The organism is Schlesneria paludicola DSM 18645 (assembly GCF_000255655.1).
Taxonomy (GTDB): domain Bacteria; phylum Planctomycetota; class Planctomycetia; order Planctomycetales; family Planctomycetaceae; genus Schlesneria; species Schlesneria paludicola.
In genome coordinates this window covers 842,018-867,780 of the sequence record NZ_JH636434.1, presented here as the reverse complement: position 1 = coordinate 867,780, position 25,763 = coordinate 842,018, and the positions used below count along the sequence as shown (strand labels likewise).

At 55.8% G+C, this 25,763-nt stretch carries 15 protein-coding genes; 3 read left to right on the top strand and 12 right to left on the bottom strand.

Annotated elements, in window-relative coordinates; all coding sequences use genetic code 11:
• Positions 1–102 precede the first annotated feature (102 nt).
• The 9 genes from OSO_RS0104225 to OSO_RS0104185 all read right to left on the bottom strand — a co-directional run bounded on the left by OSO_RS0104225 (position 103) and on the right by OSO_RS0104185 (position 10,092).
• Positions 103–987 (bottom strand): hypothetical protein, encoded by an 885-nt coding sequence (locus OSO_RS0104225; protein WP_010582271.1) that lies wholly within the window; start codon positions 985–987, stop codon positions 103–105.
• Positions 984–2,690, bottom strand: a complete 1,707-nt coding sequence (locus OSO_RS0104220; RefSeq protein ID WP_010582270.1) for a hypothetical protein — start codon at positions 2,688–2,690, stop codon at positions 984–986. The genes OSO_RS0104225 and OSO_RS0104220 overlap by 4 nt, the downstream gene beginning before the upstream one ends.
• The gene (locus OSO_RS0104215) at positions 2,668–4,296 is read right to left on the bottom strand and encodes a helix-hairpin-helix domain-containing protein (RefSeq protein WP_010582269.1); all 1,629 of its coding nucleotides are present in this window, start codon (positions 4,294–4,296) and stop codon (positions 2,668–2,670) included. Before OSO_RS0104215 ends, OSO_RS0104220 begins: the two co-directional genes overlap by 23 nt.
• Positions 4,293–5,474, bottom strand: a complete 1,182-nt coding sequence (locus tag OSO_RS0104210; RefSeq protein WP_010582268.1) for a hypothetical protein — start codon at positions 5,472–5,474, stop codon at positions 4,293–4,295. Before OSO_RS0104210 ends, OSO_RS0104215 begins: the two co-directional genes overlap by 4 nt.
• Entirely contained in the window at positions 5,471–5,980 is a 510-nt protein-coding gene (locus tag OSO_RS0104205) for a type IV pilus modification PilV family protein (RefSeq protein ID WP_157605024.1), read from the bottom strand. The genes OSO_RS0104210 and OSO_RS0104205 overlap by 4 nt, the downstream gene beginning before the upstream one ends.
• Positions 5,977–6,603 carry a pilus assembly FimT family protein gene (locus OSO_RS0104200; protein WP_157605022.1) on the bottom strand — a complete coding sequence of 209 codons (627 nt, stop codon included), beginning with the start codon at positions 6,601–6,603 and terminating at the stop codon, positions 5,977–5,979. Before OSO_RS0104200 ends, OSO_RS0104205 begins: the two co-directional genes overlap by 4 nt.
• A 2-nt stretch (positions 6,604–6,605) precedes the next feature.
• Entirely contained in the window at positions 6,606–7,079 is a 474-nt protein-coding gene (gene gspG / locus OSO_RS0104195; protein WP_010582265.1) for a type II secretion system major pseudopilin GspG, read from the bottom strand.
• An 84-nt stretch (positions 7,080–7,163) separates the two neighbouring features.
• Positions 7,164–8,372, bottom strand: a complete 1,209-nt coding sequence (locus OSO_RS0104190; RefSeq protein ID WP_029246625.1) for a type II secretion system F family protein — start codon at positions 8,370–8,372, stop codon at positions 7,164–7,166.
• Between the two features lie 19 nt (positions 8,373–8,391).
• Positions 8,392–10,092: a GspE/PulE family protein gene (locus tag OSO_RS0104185; protein WP_010582263.1), complete on the bottom strand. Its 1,701-nt coding sequence runs from the start codon at positions 10,090–10,092 to the stop codon at positions 8,392–8,394.
• 698 nt (positions 10,093–10,790) lie between these two features.
• Here OSO_RS0104185 and OSO_RS0104170 point away from each other — a divergent pair.
• Positions 10,791–11,723, top strand: coding sequence for an EF-hand domain-containing protein (locus OSO_RS0104170; RefSeq protein WP_010582262.1), 933 nt, complete (start codon positions 10,791–10,793; stop codon positions 11,721–11,723).
• Between the two features lie 117 nt (positions 11,724–11,840).
• On the opposite strand, the gene OSO_RS0104165 is transcribed toward OSO_RS0104170, so the two are convergent.
• The 3 genes from OSO_RS0104165 to OSO_RS0104150 form a co-directional block, all read right to left on the bottom strand.
• Entirely contained in the window at positions 11,841–17,702 is a 5,862-nt protein-coding gene (locus OSO_RS0104165; RefSeq protein WP_010582261.1) for a secretin N-terminal domain-containing protein, read from the bottom strand.
• Between the two features lie 1,006 nt (positions 17,703–18,708).
• Entirely contained in the window at positions 18,709–19,680 is a 972-nt protein-coding gene (locus OSO_RS47425) for a hypothetical protein (protein WP_157605020.1), read from the bottom strand.
• Between the two features lie 232 nt (positions 19,681–19,912).
• Positions 19,913–23,803: a secretin N-terminal domain-containing protein gene (locus tag OSO_RS0104150; protein ID WP_029246622.1), complete on the bottom strand. Its 3,891-nt coding sequence runs from the start codon at positions 23,801–23,803 to the stop codon at positions 19,913–19,915.
• 420 nt (positions 23,804–24,223) lie between these two features.
• On the opposite strand from OSO_RS0104150, the gene OSO_RS0104135 reads away from it, so the two are divergent.
• Together OSO_RS0104135 and OSO_RS0104130 are read left to right on the top strand one after the other, a co-directional pair.
• Entirely contained in the window at positions 24,224–24,802 is a 579-nt protein-coding gene (locus OSO_RS0104135; RefSeq protein WP_010582257.1) for a flagellar basal body-associated FliL family protein, read from the top strand.
• A complete protein-coding gene (locus OSO_RS0104130; RefSeq protein WP_010582256.1) occupies positions 24,799–25,707 on the top strand; it encodes a FliM/FliN family flagellar motor switch protein in 909 nt (302 codons plus the stop codon). The genes OSO_RS0104135 and OSO_RS0104130 overlap by 4 nt, the downstream gene beginning before the upstream one ends.
• Positions 25,708–25,763: the final 56 nt, after the last annotated feature.

Sequence of the window (25,763 nt, the reverse complement as noted above, 5' to 3'; positions counted from 1 at the left end):
GGCGACCCGCCGTTTTCAACACGGGACGTCGTTCAACTTCCTCTCGTCTGACGACGTGCCCATATTCGATGAATTTCCGCAACGAATCCCGCATGTGACGGGTTAGAACTCCGGTGGAAGTGCCAGTGCTTCGGCAAGTGGTTCCCCAACCGAGATCAGCCAGCGTTCCCCGACCGATTCAAAGACGACATCGTCATTCAGAATGTCGATGACGGTGCCGGACACATAACCGACTTCGAAATGACCGCCTTGGCGTAGTTTTAGCAATTTGTCCTGGCCACGTAGCGTGAACCAGGCCTCGGCTTCACCGTCATCTCGGGTGACGGCAGTCAAATACGTCTGACGAGACGCATCCGAATCGCCGCCTGCTCCGAACACATTGCGCTGCGCGATGATTCCATAGTCCGTCATTGACGGGAAATTCAATCGATTCGAGACGGTGGTCGACAGTTCACTCTTGCGATCCGACCCCGGCAGCACGAGAGCCTCAACCGTCATGATGACATCCAGGCCGCCGCTCTTACCGATTGGCGTCAGGCTAAGCGACTGAATCTTGTGCAGGTGCCCCGCATGGTAGAAGTCGAACAGAAATCGAACGACCTGGTGTAAAGTTCCTTTGCCACGCACCGAGAACGCGAGGGCTTCATAGAACCCCTTGCGGCTTGTCGCAGGCCCCGAATCGACGTGGGCCGTCTGAAATTCCGACTTCTCGACCAGGTCCAACAGCCAGGCTCGGTAGAGCGAACGCGCGACTTCGGTATCGCTCGGCAACGATGACTTTTCGAGCACAATCAGCTTTTTCGCGGCGTCTTTCGCGTCGGCCAGCTTTTTCTTGCGTTCCTTAATCTTCTTTTCGAGCTGGGCTTTTCGCGCCTGCTTCTGTTCGAGCGGGCCGTCGACGTAGGTCCGCATTACAAAATCGCCAACCACATAAAGCAGGATGGCGCCCAATCCAAAGTACATTAGTCGATTTCGGGTTTTATTCACGGTGTCGGCTCCTGTGGAGCGGCGGCAGGGGATTCAGTGGTTTTTGCTTCATCAGACTTGGCTTCGTCGCTGGTCGATTCCGTCGCAGCAGGCTTGTCCGCGCCTTGTTTGGCGGTCGTTTTTTTCTTGGCGTCGGTGCGGTTCTTGGAGGTTCCACGTCTCTTTGCGGCAGGTGTGGACTTGGTGGCGTCTGCGGATTCGCTGTCCTTCTTCGACGAAGTGTCCTGCTTTGCAGGCGGTTCATCGGGGGGGACTTCGATTTTCACTTTTGCTGGGGTCAGGCTGACTCCCGTCTCGAAGCTCCACGAGTAGGTCTTGTCTTGAACGCGTTCTTCGACGCGTGGTGTCTGAACTTCATGACGACTGTCACGAAGCGACGCTTCCATTCGTGTCACGACCTTCGGCTCGCGCGCCAGTCCCTGGAATGAGACGTTCGCTTTTCCGCCGCGGCTGGGTGTCATCGCCAGGCGTTGAATGACCAGATCCTGCCCTGGAGGAAATTTTGCTGAAAGGTCACGAAGTTCATCCAGCCACACGACGGAATTCGAGTTCCATTCTTCGATGGCGTCGGCCACCTTCTTCTTCTCGGCAGTCTTTTTTACGAGTGCGTCGAGGCTTGTCAGGCTTTCGCTGAGCTTTTTGATTTCGGCATCGGCTTTTGCCTGCCCTTCCCAGACATAGTACCCGCCCGCACCGCCGATCACGGCGATCAGGCTGGCGGCAATGGCCAATTGTCGAATGCGGTTAGGTGGCTTCGGCGCTTTGCGTGGATGCAGGAAATCGACAGCATGCTGAGCACCGCGAGTTTCGGCGACGAGCATCCCCAGCAGCGGAACGAGACGTCCCGATAGCTGTCCCTCCCAATGTTTTCCGAAACTGAATCCTGAGTATGGATCGAGCAATTCAACCTTGGTTGAAATCTCTTTCGAGATTTGGGCAACCAGACGCTCATGCTCGGCTCCCGATCCGAACCAGTAAACGGCTTCGATCACATGTCCGATTTCAGGACTTTGCGGTGCGACAAGCAGGGTTCGCCGAATCTCGTCCAATAGACGTTGCTCGGCCGTTTCATCGCCCATCCGCGCCGGTAGACGGACCGTTCGGAAAAACAGGATCCGCACCGAATCGACGACGATCAGATCGACTTCATCACCGATCACATTCACCAGCAAAAAGTTTCCGCCAGTGACGGACCGTTGTCTGAGGAACAGTGCGGCCGTTTCGTAGGGACGAACGAGCAATCGATCTGCCGTCAAACCCGCAGACGAGCATGTGGCCGTCACACGTTCCAGTTCGGTTTTGGCAAGGGCGGCTGCCGTCACTCGGCGCGATTCGGTTTCGCCGCCCGACTGAGCGATGAAATCGACGATCGCCTCGTCCGCGATTGTGGCAGACTCCATCGACAATCGATTCAGGACCAGTTCTGGAAGTTCCGGGTCGGATGCCGGGGGGACGACAATCTCAAACAGCTCGATGGAATTCCGGTCCACCGATGCCAGGACTTTGACTCCCGTTCGCTTTTGCTTGGCCAAAGCAGATTGCAGCTTTTTCCCAATTTCGTCCGGTGTTAGCGCACGATCGTCGGGGCCGCTGCCGAGCAGGACCGTACCAGCGCTTTCGAGAGTGATCCGTTCGCCCGAAGCTGTGGCAAGAACGTAACCCAACTCTCTCGCGTCGCAATCAATAGCCAACAGACGCTGCATTGCCCGCTCCGAACTGTGAGGCAGAAATTCCACCAGGGGTATCAATCGCGTCCCACGGAAAGCCCCGACCCAAAACCTGCAGATCTTTCCACATCACACGTCGCGTTGGTTTCTCGCTGGCATCCAGCACCAGTTCCACTCGCTGCGAGAGTCTCGACCTTTCAGAAAACGCGACAATTTGAGTGCGATGTGTATCGCCCCCGACGGTCAAGAAGGGGGAGAGTTCCTTAAGCCGACTGATGTCGACCAAACCCTCACTATAGATCCAATAAGGGTGGTCGTCATGACTTTTTTCAGTATTCCCCGTTCCGCTGCGTGCGGCGACAATCTGTTCTGCCAAAGCCTTGTCGAGCCCCGGAAGCGATCGCAGGACTTCGGCGGGTGCCGTATTGATGTTGACCCGCCCTTTCAGGAAAGGCAAAGGCGATACGGTCAGGTCGTCATACATTTGCATTAAGAGCTCGTGTGACCCTTCAGGATTGATCGTCAGTGGGCACTCGACGATTGTTCCTTGTCCCGGAATGGCCCCTATCTGAACGCGCGATTGCAGCAGATCGAGCGCAGACGAAATGCGGTATCGAGCAGATTTTGTGAAATCAAGTGGCGCCGTGCCGACAGCCACGCCCGGCCGCGTATTCAACGCTGGACCATTCTGTCGAAAGAGGACGACGTATGCGGCGAAGCTTGGTGCGAACGATTCCGACAACAGCCGATGCAATTCACGAATGTCAGGGTGATTAAGATTGATTCGCGGCTTGCCGTCGCGTGTCCGGTTTTGCTCGTTGCTGTAGATCGTCAGAAGTTCGATCCACGGCCACTGGCGCTCGCCGTTTGTATCACGGGCCGTTCCGGTGGATGACGATTGCTCCTCGTAATCGAGACGGTGATTCTGGTCCGCGTCGCGTCCGAACAACAATTCCCGAGTAATCCCCTTGATGAGTAGCAATTCTTCCAGGGATTCGGGAATGCCATTGCGCGGCGAATAAGGAGGATTGAGTGACGCGTAGAAATCCATCTCGGCTCCCGACTGACGGGGAGCACTGTCGGAATCCATCCAGTCGAGCAGGGCATCCGCAATCGATTCTGTCATGCCAGGCAGGCCAAGCAGCGCCATTTTCCCACTGCCGGGACGGCGATTTTCCCAGTCGGCTACGGAACGAAGGTCCAGGCGATTTGATTCACGCTCAAGACCATATTGCAACGTCGCTGCGCCGGTCTCATCGTACCGCGGTGCGATCGCAGTAAATCGAATTCGGCTTTTTGGCCCATCTTCGTCAACAACCACGCCTCGCATGAGAGACTCGTTGTCTCCGCCTGGTCCCGTCAACTGTGCAAACGGTGATGATCCTGGCGTCGAATCGGCATCGGGCTTTGATCGTTGCACATAGATCTTCAAAAACTCCTCCGCCGAGGCGATCGCGTTCTCCATCCGAAGTTGCTCACCGCGTAGATGGACCGCTTTGTTTTCGTTTGACATGGATGCCACGAAACTGAACCCCGCAAGGCTCACCATCGTGACCACGACCATGACCAAAACCAGCACGATTGCCCGGCGGGAATGTCGTACGCGACTGCGACGCGATCGTTGATGCGTGATTGAGTTCATGGCTGGCGCGTCCTGCTGCTGGAAACAGGCGGGCTCATCCGCGCGATGGGGGCACCATCTAGCTCGGGCTCTAGATTGACGTTGTTGGCAAATGGCAAATGAATCAGTCGTCGATACACCGTTCCGCCCGGTGCACGATTGACTCCATTCGAGCTTGAACCGGTCTCGTCCGCCAGTTCCGTTGACTCGCCTTCTGCGGCGGACTTTCTGGGCTTGGAATTGATTTCAAATTCGAGCAAGACTTCGACGAGGACAGGCAACTTTCCTCGCTCCCAACTATTCCATTCGACGTCCCAATCTTCGCCGTCGAAGTATTTGAACTCGAGACTTTGCACTTGCGAGACGTGTAAGTACTCCTGGTCCTCAAACGCGACGGTGTCCTCGGCCGTCCACCCAGATTCACCCTTCGGTAACATGGCAGACGCTTCAGCCGCCCCCACGGAAAGTTGGCTTGCCGCCCGAAGTCCAATCCAATGTTCCCATGCCCATTCTCGCCGGATCAATCCCGGCGGATGACGTTGATCAAGATCCGTCGACTCGCGTGATGTTCCCAATGAATATTCAATCGTTCTTAATTCCGAGGCGAATGGAGTTCGCAGCCGGCCGGGGTCGGGAAGCACGTCCGCCAACTCTGTTGGGGCTCGCGTTGTGCGAGGATCAATCTGGAGTACGATCAATCGGAGTGCATCGCTGGTCCCGAACAGACCAAATCGCGGAATTGATTCGTCGATTTGTCGTGGTGTCTCGCCTAGACCAGAATTCGTTTCGATGAATTCGCCTTGAAGAGATCCTGCGGAGGGCGGTGGCAAACCGGGGTCTTGTCGTCCAGCGGCCGCACCGGAAAGGGCCGCGCGCATTGGTTGGGCATTCCGCGAACCTGGGGGCGACGCGAAAGGCGGGGCGAACTCGGTAAAGGATGGATTCAGCCGACGTTCTTCGGGGCGTTGGACCACTTGTGACACATCACGGGCGAATTGAGACGTCAGGCTGCGAGCGAGTTGTGTTTCCTCGATCTTGTTCCGGCCAGAAACGAATAGACGCATGTAGATGTCAGAAAGACTCCACAAGGCGATCAGTACGACCGATGCCAGCAGCGATGTCAGCAAGACTTCGAGCAGCGTGAAACCACTCGATGGTCGCGGCTGCTGCGCGATCCGCCGCACTTGCAGCGGAATCATGGCGTGCCCTCGCGTGGCATTGATCGACGTCGCGGCAGCGATGTCCGTTGTTCGGTGGAGTCCGGCTGCGACGTGGTGGACGATGGAGATTGAGCCGGCGGTGTTTCGGGAGGAGCGTCTGCGAACGGATCCTTCGACTCGGTAGGAAGCCATCGCACCAGTGTGAATCGAATCTGCTTTTGATTTTCGCGCGCTTCTTGAAAGACAGAGACCTTCACTTCCGTCAGGTCTTTTAGGCGCAAAGGCTGGCTCTCGATAGAATAGAACCAGCCTGGATTGTCGAGCAGTTCCTGCTCTTCAGTTCCTTTGGACGACGCGATTCCCGCGATCAATTCGTCCATTTTCGCTTGGCACAGAAGCTGTGCCGTATTCAGGTCATAGGCCGAGTTCGCGTGTTTACGACCAATCGTTGCCAACTCGATCAGCGCGATGGAACTCCCCAAGAGAATGCTCGTGGCGAGCATCACCTCCATCAGTGAGAATCCGCGCCTCGACCCATGCATCATCGATATTCCTGGCGGTGCGCTTCTCCGATTTTCGCGATGCCAGTCAGACCATTCAGTTTGACGTCGACGTGCATATCCGAATTGCTACGCAGTCCTACGACGGCATTCGTCGTGTCACCGTTGGGGTAGAAGACGGCCAGATCCGTCCAACCTTGCTGATCTTCAACAACGTCGTTCTTCCGAGTTTCCGTGGATTCGTCCGACTTGGGAGGCGTGAAGCAGATGCCGCAGGGCAGTTCTCGCTTTTCCGGTATCGTGTCCGAAGCCTCCGTCAACGGCGATCGTTCGAGATTCGATCCAGACGAATTTTCTGCAACTTCGATCGAGTCCGACGTGGACTCGTCATCCGATTCATCTTCCGACGCGGCGGTCACCTGGAATTTGCCTGTGTTCAATTGAATGCGGAACACTTGGGCCACGCCTGACTGCATCGCCTTGAGGCGTGCTTTAGCAAGTTCCGTAGTGACTTCCTGTGCGGCGGATTGCAATCGCAACTTGCTGAGCGGAGATTGCAACATGGGCCACGACAAAGCGGCCATTCCCGCGAGGACCGACATCACCACCATCATCTCCATCATGGAGTGACCGCGGCGATTGCTTTTCTTTTGGTTCATCATCGTCATGATCATTCCCCGTCTTTTTTGTCGTCTTCCCAACTCGTGATGTCGTCATCAGTGCCGTCTTGGCCGTCGGGACCCATCGACCAGATTTCAGGTTCTTTTCGCTTGGAGTCGGAATGAGTACCGGGGTACTCATACTGGTAATCATTGCCCCACGGATCTTTGGGGATTTGCGATTTCTTGATGTAGGGGCCACCCCACTTCGATTTTTTCTCTTCGTCTTCCGAAGGGTCTTCCAGCAACGCGTTTAGGCCCTTGTCAGAATCCGGATAGTCGGCCATATCGACGACGTAGGTTTCAAGGGCCGAGAACAACATGCCCATCTGCGTTTTGGCGGCGCTGATGTCTGCCTTTTGTTTGCTGCCCAGAATTCGCGGGCCGACCATCGAAATCAGCAAGACCAGGATGGCTAGCACGACCAGCATTTCGACGAGGGTAAAACCTCGTCGTTGTGGTTGTGGCGTTCGTTGTCGTTTCATCGTTCCATCCTCCTTCTGAATGTCTTCCTCGAGTACTTATCTCGATCAGCACAAGGTGCTGCTCAAAAACCAGGTGAATCCCGGCTAACTCATTGTCGAACTCATCTCAAACACCGGCAGCAGCAGTGCCGTCAGGACGAACAACACCACCGCTCCGAGGATCAAAAGCATCGAGGGCTCCAACAGCCGAACCATGATGTTCAGTTGTCGTCCGATTTTTCGGTCGATGCCGTCGGCGATGTTGATCAAAACTTTTTCGAGGTTGTTTGACTCTTCTGCAATCGCAATCATCGCCATGATGGGTCGCGGGAACAGACCGCACTCTTCCAATGGACGCGAGAGCGTTTGACCCGATGAAATATTCTGTGCTGATCCGCTGATCGCGGCGGCGAGGACGCGGTTCCCCGTGGCGCCACTGCTGATCTCAAGCGCACGCAGCAAGGGAACGCCGTTTTGTAGCAGGGTTCCGAGCACGCGGCAGAAGCGGGACAACGCGGTTGACAAGAAGATGGGGCCAATCGCAGGCAATTTGATTTTATAGCGATCGACAAAGAGCCGCGCCGCGTCGGTCTTCAGTCGTTTTCGAAGCCAGAAGACCAAGCCGCCAAGACCAGCCGCGATAAATAGGCCATAGTTCCCCAGGAAGTCGCTGATCCACAACAACGCGACCGTGGGGCCGGGCAAGCCGCCGGCTTTCTCGAGCTGTGCAAACAGCTCGGCGAATTTCGGCACGAAGAAGACAATCAAAACCACCGTGACGACAGTACCGGCCGCGCCCAGGAATGCGGGATAAGCCATCGCGCCGACGACTTGTCCCTTCATTTCTTCCTGCATTTCCAGGAAGTCGGCCGTTCGCTTCAGAGCGTCTTCGAGGAACGCACCTTCCGACCCGGCGCGAACCATGCTGATTGCCAGTTCGCCAAAGACTTCGGGATGACGTGCCAACGCTTCATCGAACGGCAAACCTTCAGCGACCTTGTTGCGAACGTCCTGCATCACCTCGGTGACCACTTCGTTCGACGATTGCTCGACAAGCACATCCAGCGCGGCCATTAACGAGACGCCGTTCTGCAGCAAGTCAGCCAGTTGCGTCAGGTTGTTCGCGAGCAGTTCGGCCTTAATGCGTTTTGATTTCGGCCAAAGTCTCAGGGGCGGCCGGGCTTCGTCGACGCGTACCGGATGCAGTCCGCGATCCCCCAGCAGCGAGAAGACTTCTCGCTTGCTGGTGGCAGACATCGAACCGGAAACGTCCTTCCCGGCCGAGTTGCGCGCTGTGTATGTAAATTCCGGCATCGGAAACCCAATCTGAAAATTAATCGGCCTTCGTGGCACGAAGGACTTCGGCGAGCGTTGTCTGACCTCTCATGACTTTTAACCAACCATCTTGTCGCAGCGTTCGCATGCCGCTTTTCATCGCAATCTTTTTTACCGCCGTTGACGACGCTCGTTCCGTCACCATGGACCGAATTTCATCGTTGGCTTCCAGGAATTCGTACAAGCCGACGCGGCCCGAGTAACCCGTTCCGCGACAACTGCGGCAGCCGACATTCTTGAAAAGTTGCAGGCCGCTCTTCCGTACTTCCTCCATCGGGAAGTCCGCAGGAATTTCTTCGGGGGCGGGCTCATGGGGGGCGCAGCAGGCTTTGCACAGCGTGCGGACCAGCCGCTGCGCCATCACACCTTCGATCGTGCTGCCAACCAGAAACGGTTCGACGCCCATATCAGCCAGTCGCATGAAGGCACCGGCTGCATCGTTCGTGTGAAGCGTGCTGAATACGAGGTGGCCGGTCAGTGATGCTTGAATCGCGTTCTCGGCCGTTTCCTGGTCTCGAATTTCCCCGACAAGAACGACGTCGGGGTCGTGACGAAGGATGGCTCGCAAGCTGGCGGCAAATGTCATCCCCACCTTGGCATGAACCTGGATCTGGTTAATCCCGTCGAGTTGATACTCGATCGGGTCTTCCGTCGTGATGATCTTGGTTTCTTCGTCCTTGATTTCGGCCAGCGAGCTATAAAGCGTCGTCGTTTTTCCCGAGCCCGTGGGGCCGGTCACCAGCACGATTCCGTGAGGCAGACGAATCACTCGACTGAAGCGATCGTAGATATCCTGATCCATGCCGATCCCGCGAAGCGAGAACTTCATGGCGTCTTTGTCCAGCACGCGCATGACGATGCTTTCGCCATGCAGCATGGGAATCACGGAAACGCGAATGTCGACTTCGCGACGTGACACCTTCAACTTGATGCGACCGTCCTGTGGGATGCGTTTTTCGGCGATATTCATCTTCGCCATGATCTTCAGGCGGCTGATGATTGCGGCTTGGAAGCGGTTGATCTCGGGTGGCATCGGCTGCGTCTGCAGCACACCATCGATTCGATAGCGGATCTTCACGCCGGTCGCTTGTGATTCGATATGGATATCGCTGGTTCGAGCATCGACCGCTTCGCACAGGATTTCATTCACAAGATTCACCACCGACGCCTGCTGCGCCATCTGTGATGCTTCGGAACGATCCCATTCCAACTCGTCGAGAACCTCGACGTTGTCGTCGTCGGTCTCTGTCTGCGCAATCAAACCATCGATCATTTCGGCGCCAACGCCGAGATTCGCTTTGACGAGCTTGGCGACTTCCCAGGGAAGGGCCACCACAGGAATCACGCTGCAGCCGACGGCTGAACCGACGGCGTCAAGAGCGTGCAAGTCGAATGGGTTGCCGGTCACCACAACCAGAGAATCGTCTTTACGGCTGAGAGGAAAGACGCCGTAGCGGTGAATCAGCTTGACCGGGAATTTCTCAACCAGGGTCAGGTCGGCTTCGGTCGTAGAGAGATCGACAAAGTCCAAACCCAGCGTCATCGCGACAGAACGAACGGCCAATTCTTCTGATTCAAAGCCGAGCGTCCCCGCCACCTTTTCCAAGGTTCCGTGGGTGACCTGAGAGTCACGTGCAATTTGAAACTCGTGAGCATCCAATAGTCGGGGCCCGCTCACAAGTTGGGCGCTTTGCATCATGTTTTTCGATTCAAATCAAACTAAGCAGATTGATCAGTTGGTCTACGCAACCAAACTGGAGGGCATGAACCTCACCCGGGCGGGTGTCGGCTCTGGTTTGGCGATCAATCAGTGGTGTTAGTTCCTACAGCACTACGTCGTGTTCGAGAAACGCTTTGGTCAGCAAGGTTGGGGAGATCAATCGCTTGCGGCGTCAGCTACTTCTATTTGGCTCGTAACTCGAACAGTTCGCTCGGGTAGGACATCAACTCAAGGTCAGGCAGGAATAACGTCTATTGGCGGGGTGGATACTGGTCAGCGGCGGAATTCAGTGGTCGGTCGAATTTCCGGAGTAACACATCAAAGTTCGTTTAGGTATCGGTTTAATTTAGGGAAAGCTTAACGCCCAGTCAAGCGCCAAATCCACACTGCGATACGAGAATCCCGAGGTTTTCAGCTCGTTTTTTTCGCTGTTTTTCAAGGCTCTTTCTAGATTTACGCGGCTGGCAACCCATTGCTCACGAATCACTTACAATGCCGATATCTATGCGCGATGCTGTCGCAAGTCCTTTCTGATATCGACTAGACAGCCAGTCGGCGTCCGACGTTTTTTTCGAGGGGAATGTTCTGTCGATTCCATCGGTCAATTCGGTCGTTCTTGCCGAAACACCCTAGTTCGCCTCCGCGCAATCGGCACATTCGTCTCTCCGAAAACCTGAATGATTCGTATAATCTGGGCGAGCCGTCTTTCATCGATTTTTGCTTACTTGTTTGCGAGTGGTGTGATGGGTGTGATTCAGACGACAATCGGCCGATGGTCTTGCGCGCAGGTACGCCATCTCCTGACCGTGGTCGCGGTTTGGCTGGTGATTACAGTCCGCAGTTCGATCGGCGCCGATGGCCAAGTCGAAGTGCGTGGGCCGGCGCCCGAGGGGATCGCGCCGCGAAATTCGATGAAGAAGCAGGCAAGCGTGCCATCCGCTCCGACCAAAGTGGTCCGGTACGCGGAACGGTTGCTTGAGAAGTATGACCTGAATCGCGACGGGATTTTGCAAAAAGACGAATGGATGGCGATGCATGGCCATCCCGAATTCATCGATATCAATCGGGATGGCAACATCAGTCTGGATGAATTGAACAATTGGGTTGCGGACTATGGACGACGCAAACGTCTCGGTGTTCCGTTCGAACCCGAGCCCGCGACAGAGCAGGTGGTCACGACGACAAACTCCCCGTTGTCCAAGCCGGACGCCACTTCCAATCCCGCTGACGAACTTGCGTCGTCTGCTGCTTCGACCACCACAACGCCCTTGGCGAACGGCGATCGACGAAGGGATTCCAAGTTCTTTGTGCCGAGTAACCGCCTGCCCGCTGGGCTGCCGGAATGGTTTATCGCCAAAGATCTGGATGGTGATGGACAATTGACTGTCAGTGAATATTCTCCCACATCAAACTCGCAGGAACTCGTCGATTTCGCGAAGCTCGATGCCAACGGTGACGGTGTCATGACCGCCAAGGAGTGCGTGGGAAAACCCGCTGCAAAGCCGGCCAAGAAAGTGGCCGACTCAGCAAATGAAGGAAGTTCAAACGATGGCGGTCAGACTCAGGCAAAGCCGAGTCGAAGTCGTCGAAAAGCCTCGACCACGCCCTGACGAGGAACGAGATTTTTCGGTTCAGACCATTTCACACGTCTCACCTGCAGGCGGTGAGGTGGTTAACGTGTCATTTCAGATGCGTCAATCCAGTTGGAATGCTCTCCACCAGATTGATCAGGGACGACGTTGGCGTGACTTCTCGAGAATCTGGTTGAGTACCTTTTGCGCCCGTTGAGAGCTCATGCGTTGTGTTGAGATCATGTTCATTCCCTGAGCGTTTTCGCTGAGGGCAGCTTGATCGAGTTCTTCAATCATCGTGGTGACCTGCTCGGCGAGCGCTGCGGGGGCCATGACGACGATCGAGTTGGTCACTTCATCGACGCTCAGGCTAAGCAGTGGTCCAGTGTTCAATGCATTCATCTGCTGCAGCGTCGCGGCGATCTGTGGTGGCAATCCGGCAGGGATTGGAAGTTCTTTTCGACCACCCCCCGTGCTGAGCTGTGTTTTGTAGACCTGTTGCAGCACACGCTGGATTTGTGTCGCAGATCCATGTTTGAGCGCGATTCTTCGAGGACGGTTCGCGGCGAACGAGTTGGAGATTTCCGACGAGTCCAATGTCTCGATCAGGCTTTCAATCGCAGCGCGATCCGCGCGGTTCGCATGCACTACGATCGCATTCAATCGTTCGTCGGCGACGACCGTCGGTGCGGACGTCCGGCTTCCGCCACCACCACCGCCAGCCTGTAGACGCAGAGATTTCTGAATCGTTTCGGCGATTGACGTGGCCCCGGCGTATTTCAACGCATAGACGGCGAATCCACGTCCTCCGATCTCGGTCGGTTGCGACAATGCACGCAAGAGCTTTTCCAATTGCTCCAACGCTTCGACATCGTCCGAAAAAACGGTGATCGTGCCATCGCGTGGCATGATCACAATCGGTGGTGCCGCATCCGTATTGTCTTGCGGCGGTGCATCCGCGTCCTGTTTCAACGAGACTAGTTTCATTTCGGGCACCGAACTGTGCGCTGGCTCTTGGGGCTTGGAATCACGGTTGCCGACCGTATTTGAAAAGTTCTTCCCTTTAGGCGACACCGCGTTCAATTTACGACCGCGTTGCGGATGGACCTCGGTGTTGTCCTGGTTTGGGGTAGGCGCCGCGGGCGCGGGGTTCTTCGGTTGATTCAACGATTTTGGTTCATCGGATGACGGAAGAGCATTCGAATCGGGTTCGGTCTGACTACGCGGGCTCAGCAGTTTGGATTTGACGGGGGAGGGCGCAACGCGAAGTGGATTCGAACGGAGTTTTGGCCAGATTTGCTGAATCTCGGAAACCGCCGCAGCGGCATCGCCCGTGAAAGGGATCACGCGTACGCGCCGATTGGTCGTGTTGCCGGGAGTCGAACTGCCGTGCTCGCCCATCTTGTCGAGCAATTCCCGAACGCGAGCAACCTGCTCCTGAGTTCCGCGGACATACAGCCGCTGCGACGTCGCATCGGAGTCGACGACCGGCGCAGGGCCTGTCCGCGAATTCGAGAACATCCGGCGGACGATCGTTTCTGCCGCGAACGGATCAATCGTCTCGAGTTGGAATGTTTCGAATTCCAATTCGGGGACCGGCTTCAATCCCATGAGTGCCGTTCGGATCTGATCATGTTGAATGGGACGTGCTTCGACGAACAGCTGGTTGGTTCCCGGAATCAATGAAACCGTCGACCCGGTGCCTTGTTTCTGCAATAGCGTTTGAACCAGCCGCAGCGCGGCATCTGCATCGAGGTTGTGAACATCATAAAACTCGATCTTGTGATCGGGAGCATGTTCGGAGTCGAACTGTTTCACAATCTGCTCAATGAGCGCGTGGTCGGTGGGCAGCGCCCAGATAATCATGCGGTTGGGTTCGGAACTCGGATTGACCATCGCTTTCGGAATGGCGCGACCGATGAGTGGCTGCAACAGCGTGGCGTTCCCAGACTTGACGGAATAGATTTTGAGTTCGAAGTTCTTGTTGGGCGCCGATTCCGACTCCAACTGCGTGATAATTCGTTCGATCGTCACATGGTCATCGGGGCGCGCCCACGCCATCAATTGAGTGGGATCCTCGCCGGAGGAGATTTTCGCTTCGGGTACGGCTTGGGTCAGGATCTGGATGGCAACTTTTCGCTCGGTCTTGAACAGTCGATAGGTCACGAACTTTCCGGTTTCGCCGATGGCCTGGGCCACCATTTGACTGATGGCGGATTCGATTTCCTCTTGTTCCGCTGGGGTGCCAAGTGCGGCGAGTCCACCGGTGCGCGCGTCGACGGCCAGCTTCGCATTTGGGAATGTGACGCGCAGAACTTCGATCATATTCGCCGCGTTGATTTTCCCGGCTGGATAAATCTTCAAACGCTGCTTCTGGTCACCATTGGCCGTCGCACGCATCGTGGTGATGGTTTTCGCAATCAGTTCATGATCCGCTTTCTTTCCCCAGGCCACGATTGTTCGGGCTTTGGCATCCTTCATCAGCCGAACTTTGGGAAGAACGGATTGCAGGAAGGCCGCAGCCACTTCGGGATCGATTTCGGGTATGGGATACACCTGAACGCGATCTTTGCTTTCACTCAGATTCTCTCCGTCAAGCTCGTCAAGCGCCTGCTTGATCGCCTGATGATCGGCGGGACGTGTCCAGATCAACACGCGGTTCGTTGAGGTGTCGACATTGATTTTGACGCCGGGAAACAGCGTTTGAAGCACGGCCGACGTCGTAGTTGGGTCGGCGAACTTCAATGGATAAGAAATCAACTGATTCCGTTCGGCCGCGGGGGCCTCGCGTTTCAATTCCTCGAGAATGTCGCTGATGACAAGGTGCTGAGCAGGCTTAGCCCAGATGGAAAGTTCGTTTGCGCCAGAGTCCGGTACGACGCGAATGTCTGGAAGATCTGTCGTCAGGGTCGTGAGAGCCGCCAGGAAGCGGGCTCGCTGCGCAGCGCTGACGGGATAGATCACCATTTTGCGTTTCTCGAGTGCGGGCAGTTCTTTGAATTGCTCGTCGAGGTTGCGTTTGATGAGTGCGTGATCGGCGGCCGATGCGACGACTTGCAACCACTTGCCATCGGGGTCAGGTGTGACGCTCGCTTTAGGGGCCAGCCGCGTGAAGACGGTCAACACACTCGCCGGCAGTTGTCGTTCCAGCGGATAGAAACGAAGGACCGGTGTGTCCGCGGGCAAGTCTTTGAATTGTTGGTCCAGGTTACTTTTGATCAACGCATGGTCGGTGCTCGTGGCGACCACTTGCAACCATTTGCCGTCCGGATCAAGCGTGACTGTCGCTTTCGGCGTCAGCTTCGTGAACACAGTCAGTGCGGTTGGTGGAAGCGGATGCGCCAGGGGGTAAAAGTGCAGAATGGGTGCGTCGGGGCCCAAGTCTCCCGGTTGCAGCTTCTCAATGGCATTCTTGATTGCCTGATGGTCTTCTGGCGTCGCGACGGCGACAAGCAGGCGGTTCTGCGTGTCGAATGATACTTTGGCATTGGGAGCGACGGTCTTCAGGATCGTCATCGCCGCCGTCAGGTCCGCAGATCGCAAGGGGTGGGAAACCAATTCCGTTTTCTGGATTTCCATTCCTTCTGCTGCCAGCGAATCGATGAGTCGTTTCAACTTTTCGTGTTGCGCGGGCTTGGCCCAGATCGCAATTTCGTTGCGATCAATTTCGACGATGGAACGAATGTCCGGGAAATCGGTTGCGAGCGAGGGCAGGATGCTGGTGAAGCGCGTCTTCTGCGCTTGAGTCGCGGGGTAGATCGTCATTTCCCGCTTCTCTTGCACGGGCAGGTCTTTCACCAATTCGTCCAGTGTCGATTTCATCAGTACGTGATCGGCGGCCGTCGCGATCACTTGCAGCCATTTGCCTTCCGGGTCGAGTGTCACCGTCGCTTTCGGTGTCAGCTTTGTGAACAACGCCAATGCCGTCGGAGGAACGGGTTGCGCGAGCGGATAGAATCGCAGGACCGGTGCGTCGGTACCCAAATCCCCTGGCTGCAGCTTCTCGATGGCGTCTTTGATCGACTGATGGTCATCCGCAGAGGCGATTGCAATCAGCATACGATTCGCCGTATCGAACGACACCTTTGCGTCCGGTGCGACGGTCTTCAAGATGGTCATGGTCGCCGTCAGGTCTGCCGATCGCAGGGCATGCGAGACCAATTGCAATTTTTTGCCATCTAATCCTTCTGCCGTCAGCGAATCGAGGATTGGTTTCAATAACTCATGTTGCGCTGGCTTCGCCCAAATCGCAATTTCATTCCGTTCGGTTTCCACAACGGCGCGAATATCCGGGAATTCGATCATCAAGCTAGGCAGGATGCTGTTGAAACGAGTTCGCTGCGCTTGTGTTGCGGGATAAATGGTCATCTGCCGCTTTTCTTGTGGCGGTACACCTTTTAAGAGATCCTCGAGCGTCTTTTTGATGAGTGCCTGATCGGCGGGGCTTGCGAGAACTTGCAGTTGTTTGGCCTCGAGGTTGGACGTGATCTGCGCTTTGGGAGCCAGAGTCGTCAGCACGGCCAGCGATGAGGGCGGCAGAGGATGATCGAGCGGATAAAACTGGACCGACTGCGTATCGGGTCCGGGTTCCATCGACTGGAGTTGATCGAGAATACCTTGAATCGCCTTGTGGTCGTCGGGAGTTGCGACCGCCACGATTCGACGGGTTTGAGAATCGAGCGAGAATTTGGCCTGCGGCAGCAGGCTTTGCAGCAGCGCCATTGCCGCGGACGGTTCCGCACGGGTCAAACGATAAACTTCCATCTGCCGCATCTTCTCGACCGCACCGGGCGTCGCGAGCTTCTCGATGGCCGCTTTCAAGTTCACCTGGTCTTTGGGGGTCGCAAAGGCAACGATCTGACGTTCGCGGACATCGAAGCTAATTCGTGCGGTGGGGGCCACCAGTGCCAGATTCGACATCAGTTGCGCCGTGTCTTGGTCACGAACTGGATAGACTTCGAGGCGTGGTTTCTTCTCTGGCGGGTTCTGAGCCTGCATCTGCTCGATGGTCGCCTTGATCGCGGCCTGATCTTTGGGGGATGCATAGGCATTGATCTGCTCGGCCTTTACGTCGGCCGCGATCTTGGCTCCCGGAAACATTTTGATCAGGACTTCCTCGGCCGTTTTCGCGTCGACGTCGAGCATCGGATAGACGCCCAGGACAGGCTCGGGTTGTGGGTTTGGTTTCGCGTTTCCGGGCATTGATGCGATCACGTTGCTGATGGCTCGAACGATTCCGGCCGTATCAGTCACGAGCAGTTGTTTGGTCTGCGCCAGCAGGACACTCTTGCCGAACGGGCCAAGCAGTGGCGTGATTTCTGTCTTGACCGCCTGGGGATCGTGATCTCCCAATGGAAACATCACCGTGACCAGCTCAAACCGACCTCGCTTTTCGAGTTCCTCAGGAGTAATCCGAGGAATCAAGCCGTCTGGAATTCCCTCTTGGATATCAATGACCAGCAGCATTCGTCCACGACGAATCAGGGTGTACCCCTTCGTACTCAAGACACCGTTCAAGAGGTCGAGTGCCTCGACGGTCGTGTATTCTTTTGAATCCGAATAGTTGAAGGTCCCTGGTGGCGGTGCATCAAGAACCAGTGACAAATCGGATTGCTTCGCAAACCATTCCAACACGTCGGTCCAACGCTGGAATCGGAAATTGAACCGCAATCGCGGCAGTGTCATTTCTTTCGCAAACAGCACGCGCTGCTCGTCATTCAAGATGGCTGAAAGCTCGGTTTCATTCTGTGCGATGACTTGGGGACGGTCTGCGGGGGCCGCCTTTCCGATCGCTTCGGCCCGCGCGGTGATCAAACCGGCGACCTTACCCCTCTGTTCGTCTGTCAACTTAAGAGCTTCGGCAATCTTTGGATCAGCCAGGCGGACGAAGCTGGATTCGATCGACGGTTCGGTGCCATCCTGTCCAAATGACGAAACGGGACCGAAAGCAAGGATCCCCGCAAATAACGCGAACGCGACGATTCGCGAAAAAACGGTGATGGATTTGTGGTGGTCCAAGATCAGATCTCCATCTGCGGAAAGCACAATCAGGCGGGATGAGAAGTTTGCTGGGCTGTTCGATTGGGTTGGAACAACTGGACAAAATCTCGTGTTCTGGCAAGGGCGTTGGCGGACAGAAGTCTGTCCGCCGGCGGGCATTGACGATCATTCTAATGGACCGGGTGGGCCATTGGTCAAATCGACATATAATTTCATGTCCCTTGCGACCCATTTACTGGATTGCGCCGTTCGCTCGATCTTTCATTGAAGGCGATGAGGTACAGTTCAACTATCTTCACACTTTTCACGGAAATCACGAGATCGGGGCGAGATTCGGAACGTCCAGTTAAGGTCGTATGGGCGACGGTCCGAATCACCTTTGGGTCTCGGGATCTTTCCGCGAGCAACAACGTGACTTAAGATTGTCATCGGCAGCCGGAAGGGTTTGCGCGTGCGCATTGCAACCTGCGTTACCCAATCGGTGCAGTCGTTATGCTTGGCGTAATCCGCAAAGCTTCGCTTACAAGGGAGTTGGGAATGCTACGATCGACGGGTATGGTGATCGTTGCGGTGGGCTTTATCAGCTTCGGCGCGCATGATTCCTTCGCGCAGATGTTTGGATCGCGCAACTTCGGCGGTTCGTCACTTCAGCCGCAAAACAATCCGGGAGGTGGCAACTTCGGGGGGCTGACAGGCGCACCGGGAGTCGGCGGCGGAGCAACCTCGACGAGTGGAAGTGGCGGAGGAAGCGGGTATCGATTTATGCGAGACAGCCGTTCCACGAGTGATTTTGTTGGTAGCGATGGTAGCGGGAATCGGGCAGTCGGAAATGTTCAGGCTTCGAAACTGGTCGGGAATTTGCCTGCGGCTCTCGAAGTTGTTGAGCGGCGCGTGCCCGAAAATCTGTTAAATCCCCCTCGCCCACCGCTGAATCGATCGCGGATGTACGAGCCGAAGTTGGACGTGGCGTTTCAGTACGTGCCCCGACCTGTGGACGCGATCAACGCCAATCTACAGTCGCAAATCAATCGTTTGGCTGTCGGAGGTCGACCTGTTCAGGTGACGACATTTGTAGACGGCTCGACAGTTCGTCTTGAGGGTCTCGTCGGAACGGAGGACGAGAAAGCCTTGATTGGCCAGATGGTTCTCTTTGAACCTGGGATCTTCGCCGTTGAAAATGATCTGAAAGTTCTTTCTTCCGCTCCATAAGCGCCTGCTGTGACGAGATCGACTGCTCTTCCTTACGTTCTTTCAGCGCTTCCGCCACCGACTTGGGGGCCTTTTCGCTGCTCGCGTCTGCGGATTTCCCGTTCGATGCGGCCTCGGCAGCATCCGGCAGCAATCCCGGTGCGATGGTCGCGTCGTCGGTAGGGTTATTCGGCTTTGATGCCGAGTTGTCGATGTCATTTCCAAGTCGTCGACTGAAGCTTGGCGGCAGGTCAATCGTATCCGTGGTCTGATTCAATCGTGTTGGCAGGGTCCGTTCCTGGACTTTCCAGGACGATTGTTGATAGCCAGCCTGCTGAATTTCGGATGGGGCTTTCTCGTCCTTCGGTGATGACGAAGGTTCGTCATAGTTATCTGGAGCGATTCCCGGCAAATACTGAAGTGCATTCTCTGACAAAATCATGGCACCGCCCGCTGGTTCGAAACGAGCGACAAGATTAATTCGCCGCGGTTCGCCGCCGACTTCGTCCCAAGGCAGCCAGACACTGTACGAATGGCCCAGCTTTGAGACACTGTGGTGCTTGGCGAATTGTTCTGGGGTGAAGACGAATTTGCGTTCAGGGACGGTGCTCGATCGCTCGGTTTCATCGAATGCATAGACCGTCAGCGTGCCATCGACAAGAACCGGTTTATTGTTCGCTTCCTTGCCGTGAAACATGAGTCGCCCACCGAATCCGCGAATTCCTTTCTTGCCAGGCTGATTCAATACGGTGTGAGTCCAAAGGGCCGTCAAATGTGTCGGTTCTTTCTCGACCGCGTCGGGATTCATCCAGGGAATCCTCTGATTCATATCGAAGACGGTACAACCGCAAATCAGCGTTAAGCAAATCGCGAGGGTGGCGGCCACCGTTCGGCCACACGACGCGCGCTGGATGCGTGGACTCGTCTGTTCGTCGCGCGCGGCGAGGAAACAACGTCGGGTCCACCTGGATTCGAATCGTGTCATTCGCATTTCATTCAATGGATTCATGAGGCGTTTTCATGTTTCGCAAGAGCCGGGATCATTTCCGTTTTTTGGCGGAGAAGATCGGTAACTTCGCCATTTGCTTGTTCTTCGTTGCCGCTGCGTCATCGGCTTTTCCACCAACCTGCCCGCGAAGTGATTCGATGGGTTGCGGCGGTTGTGGTTGTGGAGGAATCTCGGGTGGATGGAGTGAACCGCGCGGGTTGACATCCGGATAGATGACAGGCACTTCGTTGTCACCGAACGGCCCAATGGGTTCTTCGTCGATGATCCCTGGACCATAGACGTCGACCACGTCACCGGCACACCAGTGCATGCGAGCCACTTCGGCTCGTTTAATCCTCGCAGATTCTTCGGGACTGCGAATGACATGCGGCGTGAGGATGATCAAGAGCTCAGAACGCTGTGCGATGACACTGTCATAGCGGAACAGGTTCCCGAGGATCGGAATATCGGACAGCACGGGAACGCGGCGGCGCGTGTCATTGTTACTCTTGGTGATGAGCCCGCCGATGATAATCGTTTCTCCACTGAGCGCACTGACCGTGGTTGACGCCGTCGTGACGTTAAACAATGGCGAGCGGATCACCGCGCCGCTGGCAGACACAGAGACGGGAATCCCCTGGTCGGTGACGTCGACTTCCGATTTTTCGGCATCGACTTCCATGACCACCATTCCCTCGGGACTGATTCGCGGCGTGACCCCCAGGATCAATCCCACGTTTTCCAGTGTGACGCCGTTGACCGACCCAACCTGCGTCACAGAGACGCTCACAAGGCGCGGCACTTTCTGACCGATCTGGATGAAAGCGGGCTGATTGTCGAGCGTTCGGATTTGAGGACGGCTAAGAACTTCCAAGCGATTGGATTGCCTGAGCGCCCGAATCAACACGCTGACATTTTCGCTGCTTGCGGAAAGAACGAGCCCTCCGTATCCGAGTGTCTGATTACTGCTTCCAACGCCAAAGTTGGAAACGGCTTGTCCGCCAACGGTGTTGGAACCCGCGAGCGCACCTGGTGCACCGCTGTTACCAAGTGGCGATCCATTGAAATTAAAACCTGGCGTGTTCGTCGCACCCAAAACGTTCTGCGTGTTTTGAGTCAGAATTCCAGAAGGGGTCGAGGCGGACGTCGAACTGGCCGTCGTCACCAGATTTCCCAGCAGACTGCGATCAAACAGGACGGAGTCTTGGATTCCCAGCTCGACACCGAACTCGTTCGTATTGTTGAGCGACACCTGAGCGATCATGACCTGAATCATGACCTGAGGCGGTTCCGCATCCAGCTTCACCACCAGTTTCTCGATCTCGTCGAAGAAACGGGGGGTGGCACTGATGATCAACGAATTGCTGACAGGTTCAGGGACGACAACGACTTCGCTTTCAATTTGCTGGAATGGACTGATCGCGCCCGGAGCGGCCTGCTGAACGGTTCGTTCGCTTCTCAGGAAGTCATTCACGCTTTTGGCAACTGCGGCCGCGGGAGCATTCTTCAGGCGATAGACCTGATTCTTACGCTGCTCAACATCGCGCTGATCGAGTCGCAACAGCAAGGCTTCGATGATCCGGAGATCACCAGCGGCGCCGGTTGCAATGATGCTGTTGGTCCGCAAGTCCACAGAGAACCGGACGGGGATCAACGACGTTTCGTCACGTGAATTGGCGAGCTGTGGAGAAGTCGGTGATGCGTTTGGCGGTGGCAGCAATGACCGAAGCATTCCCACCAGACTGGTGGCATCGCCGTTGTAAACGCGAAACACCTTGATTTGAGCGCCCTCGCTGACGGTATCGTCCAGCCGTTTAATCAACGCAGCGATCAGTTCCATACTCTCGGGCGATGCTGATACGAGCAACGAATTTGTGTGTGGATCAGGCGTCACCTTGACGTCGGTCAGGACCGCCTGCTTGAGGATTTGATTCCCCTCTTTGTCGATCGCCATGAATTCCAACATCGATGCTTTTTGTGCGTTCGCGTTGCCGGTTCCCCCACGAGATCCATCAATCGCCGATTGAAGCAGCGGTGCCAAATCGGCCGCCAGCGTATTCTTGAGTTTGAAGATGCGTGCTTGATGAACGACTTCGCCACCGGCGACATCCAGTTGCTCGATCAGGGACGTCACTTCTGCCAGATCACGCGGCGCGGCCTGGATAATCAGAGAATTCGTTCGCGAATCGGCGGTCACTTGAACTCGTGGTGCAAGGCCCGCACCCGCCACCGCACCGGTGCCTGCCCCAGGTGTGTTGCGCGCCGTAAAGAACTCTTGCACCGTTGTGCGTGCGGATTGTGCGTCCGCATGCTTTAGTCGGAAGATCTGGAATTGGGCCTCTTTGGGAATTGGCTGATCAAGCTTCGCAATTAGCTCTCGAACCGATTCGACGGTATCACCCCAGCCGATGATCAAGAGCGCATTAGGCTTGATCAATGGCGTGACCGTGACGCGTCCACGCAGTCCTCCGGTAAGATCCGTATTCACTTTCTCAATCAGTATCGCCAGCGAGTCGCCACGAACATGTTGAAGTGGATAGACCTCGACCGTGGGTTCGGTCTCAACACTCAAGCGTTCCAGTTCTTTCAGGATTCGCGTCATTTCGCGGACGTCATTCTTGTTCCCGCGAATGATGATGACGTCGAGATCAGGCAGGACTTCCACTTCCAGCTCGGGACCGAAGCGACGCAACTGCTGGTCGAGCCCCTGAACCTCGTCAGCCATCTCAACTTCGTCAACGCCCGCATTGTTTTGTTGCGGTGCGGATTCCTGATTTCCCGCCAGTCGGATTGTGCTCAGTTCATCGTCACCTCCGCTGATGTTGGCCTGTCGCACTGCCGACTGTTGACCTTTGAGGCGAGCGGATTTTGACTTTTCACGCGTGGGTGCCACTCGTTTCGGCTCGACACGCAACGCACTTTGCACGTCTTGAACTTTGACAGGATCGACTCCGTGCAGCGGCAACACGGTTGTTGTGTCGCCGCCTGTGGTGTTCGGTTCGTCCAGACTCTCGAGAACGAGTGCCATTTGATTGCAGAGTTCTGGATCGCCGGTCAGAAGCACACCTCGACGTTTTCGGTCGAGCGACAGTTCGAGTACCAAGCCTTGTGTCGTCGTCAGGCGATAGGCCGTTCGGCTCGATCCGACAGCGTCGAGTTGCAGTCCTACGGTTTTCTTGAGGAATGGGACAACAGCGTCGGTATTGACGCGGGTGAGTCCGATAAATCGTTCTTCCGTTTCTTGAGCCGTCTGTGCGACCGGGACAGAAATCTGCTTGATCCGTTTGTCAGTCTGGGCGACGGCAGTCTTTCGGCGGGGCTCAGTCGATTCGCGACGAATTGCTGTGGCGTCGCGTTGTGTGGTGGCCAAAGGTCGCGACGTGCGAGGTGCAGGGCGATCCGCTTCGGTCTCTTCCTCCTCGTCGGCGAAGATGCTTCGAATCTCGTCATGGACTTCAGGCGGCGCCAGAATCAACAATCGTTCACCTGCGGAGTAACCCGCGATACGAACGCCATCCTGTTCGGAATATCGCTCGCGCAACTTCGCCACAATTCCGTTCAAATTCGTCTTCGAACAGGCATACGATTTGACAATCGGTTCGGATGTCGTCGATGTCTCGGTCGAAGTTGGTACATCAATGCTGCGCAGGACCTTGGCGATAATTCGATGCGCCTTCTCTGGTCCGCTGACGAGAAGCCGATTGGATTTGGCATCGGCCACGATGTCGATGGAGTCTTCAAATCCGTCCAGCATCTCGGTGAGAACGGATTCCGCTTCGGTCACCGACTTGTGTTTGACTTCATAGGATTGGTACCGATCGCCGTCGGCGGCCTGAACCAACACTTGACCAGAAATGTGTATGGTGAGTCCGAAGAGGAACGTTCCGAGCAAAACTCGAAACGCTCGCTGCGCGCAGACTCTTTGCGAGCGAAGGATATCCACGGGGAATGGCCTGGCAGGGGAGATGAAATTCGATTTGTTGAGGGAGAGAGGTCGGGATACTAGGCACCTGAAATACTTTGATCAAGATCAATTGATCCATCGGCGATCGTTAATTTGATGAGAATCTCTTGAAGATCAATTTCAATCGCGCCGTTCTTGTTGCAGCAAGGCATTCATCCCGGCAACGCATGGTGAAACACCGCAACTGTTGACGCGAACACCGAACGGAAGGATCGTCGATGTGAGGTTTTGCTTGGGCGTCCAGACCGCCTAATGCATTCGCATGGTCTTTTCGGGAAATCCTTCGAATCCCTCAAGGTTTAACTTGCCAGGGCCGATGTGATCCATAAGAGGCTGCGGGCGCATTGCGCCGATGGTGGACGTTTGATACCGTCGGCCCGCAAATTAAAGGTGGCAATCATGGACTTGAAGAAAATCCTTCTGTTGGGCGGCGTGGGCTTAACGTCTGCTGCAGCGGGCATCGTGCTTCCAACCATGATGAGCGGCGGACACGAGGCGACCGGTGCCAAAAACGACACTGCGGCGCACGATTCAGGCCACGGCCACGAGGCCGCTGCAAGTGGGCATGAGGCACCAGCGGAAGCTCCGAAGAAAGCCGATGCACATGGCGGGGATCACGGTGGACACGGCAAGGAAGTGAAGAAGGTGATCAAGGTCGGACCTTGTTTCCTGCCGTTCGGCCAGATCGTCGTGAACTTGAATGAGAGCAATCTGACCAAGTTCTTGAGCCTCGATATTTCCGTACAAACCGACGGAAAGTTCGAGGATGAAGTCAAAGATGCTCTCGATGCCAAGCGGCCGGTGTTGAGAACCTGGCTTACGAGTCATCTGGCGGATAAATCGATCGAGGATATTCGCGGCAAAGTCGGGGTCAATCGGTTACGCCGTGAGATTCAAGACAACTTCAACTCGCTGCTATTCAAAGATGGTCACGAACGAGTGAATGACATCCTTTTTGAAGAATTTCGCGTCGAATGACGATCCAACCGCACGATTTTTCACGCCCTCCGACACTTCATCCGGTCACCCGTCAGAAACTCGTCCAGTGGCTTACGCGGGCGAATTTGATGCTGGCCGAGGTGATCGCGGCGTATTCGCCCGGCGTGCAGATCCGGCTGGAAGATTGCGCCACGGCCTGGCCGTTTGATGCGCTTCAAAGCTGGCCCGAAAAGACGGTCAGCTATCGTGTGAGCCTGCCCGATGTCTCTGCGATGTCGGTGATCGCCCTCCCCGGTCCACTCGCTCAAGTTCTGATTGGCGGATTGCTGGGTGAGCAGCTCGTGGAATGGCCTCAGGAACGAGACCTGACCCCTGGCGAACAGTCGATTGGCGAATTTGTGATCTCGAGCATTACCAGCTGCATGAACGAGGCGTGGGAAGGGGACCAGGTCAACGATTTACAGGTAGTCGAGCGCGAGCCGAATCTGCGGCGGACGCGAATCTTTCGGTTCCGCGAACCGTTCATCGTATGTCGTTCGACGATAACGACATCGCTCGGAGCCGCGCAGTGGAGTTGGATTCTTCCGCATGAATTCCTCTCGAAATTATTCGCGAACATTCGTCCATCCGAGAGTCTCAAAGCACCGGCCGAGCGACAGCAATTGGAAACGCTTGCCAAAGATATGACGACACAAGTCACCGTGCGTCTGGGGACTGTGCAGTTGACGGCTCCACAATTGGCGGGCCTTCAGGTCGGCGATCTCGTTCTGCTGAACCAGAAAACGACGGAACCGCTGAAGGCGATGATTGCCGGAAAACCACGCTATTTCGGTTGGCCTGGACGGGTGGGAAATCGTCAGGCGTTCGAGATCGCGTCGGAAGGTGGTCGGCGCGATCGATCGGCAGAAACTGCCCATGAAGCCGGCGTCACAGTGGGTCAATGAACGGAATCCGACAGTTTTCGCGCTAAACCCGATGGAATGGTCTGTCGGATCTTGAG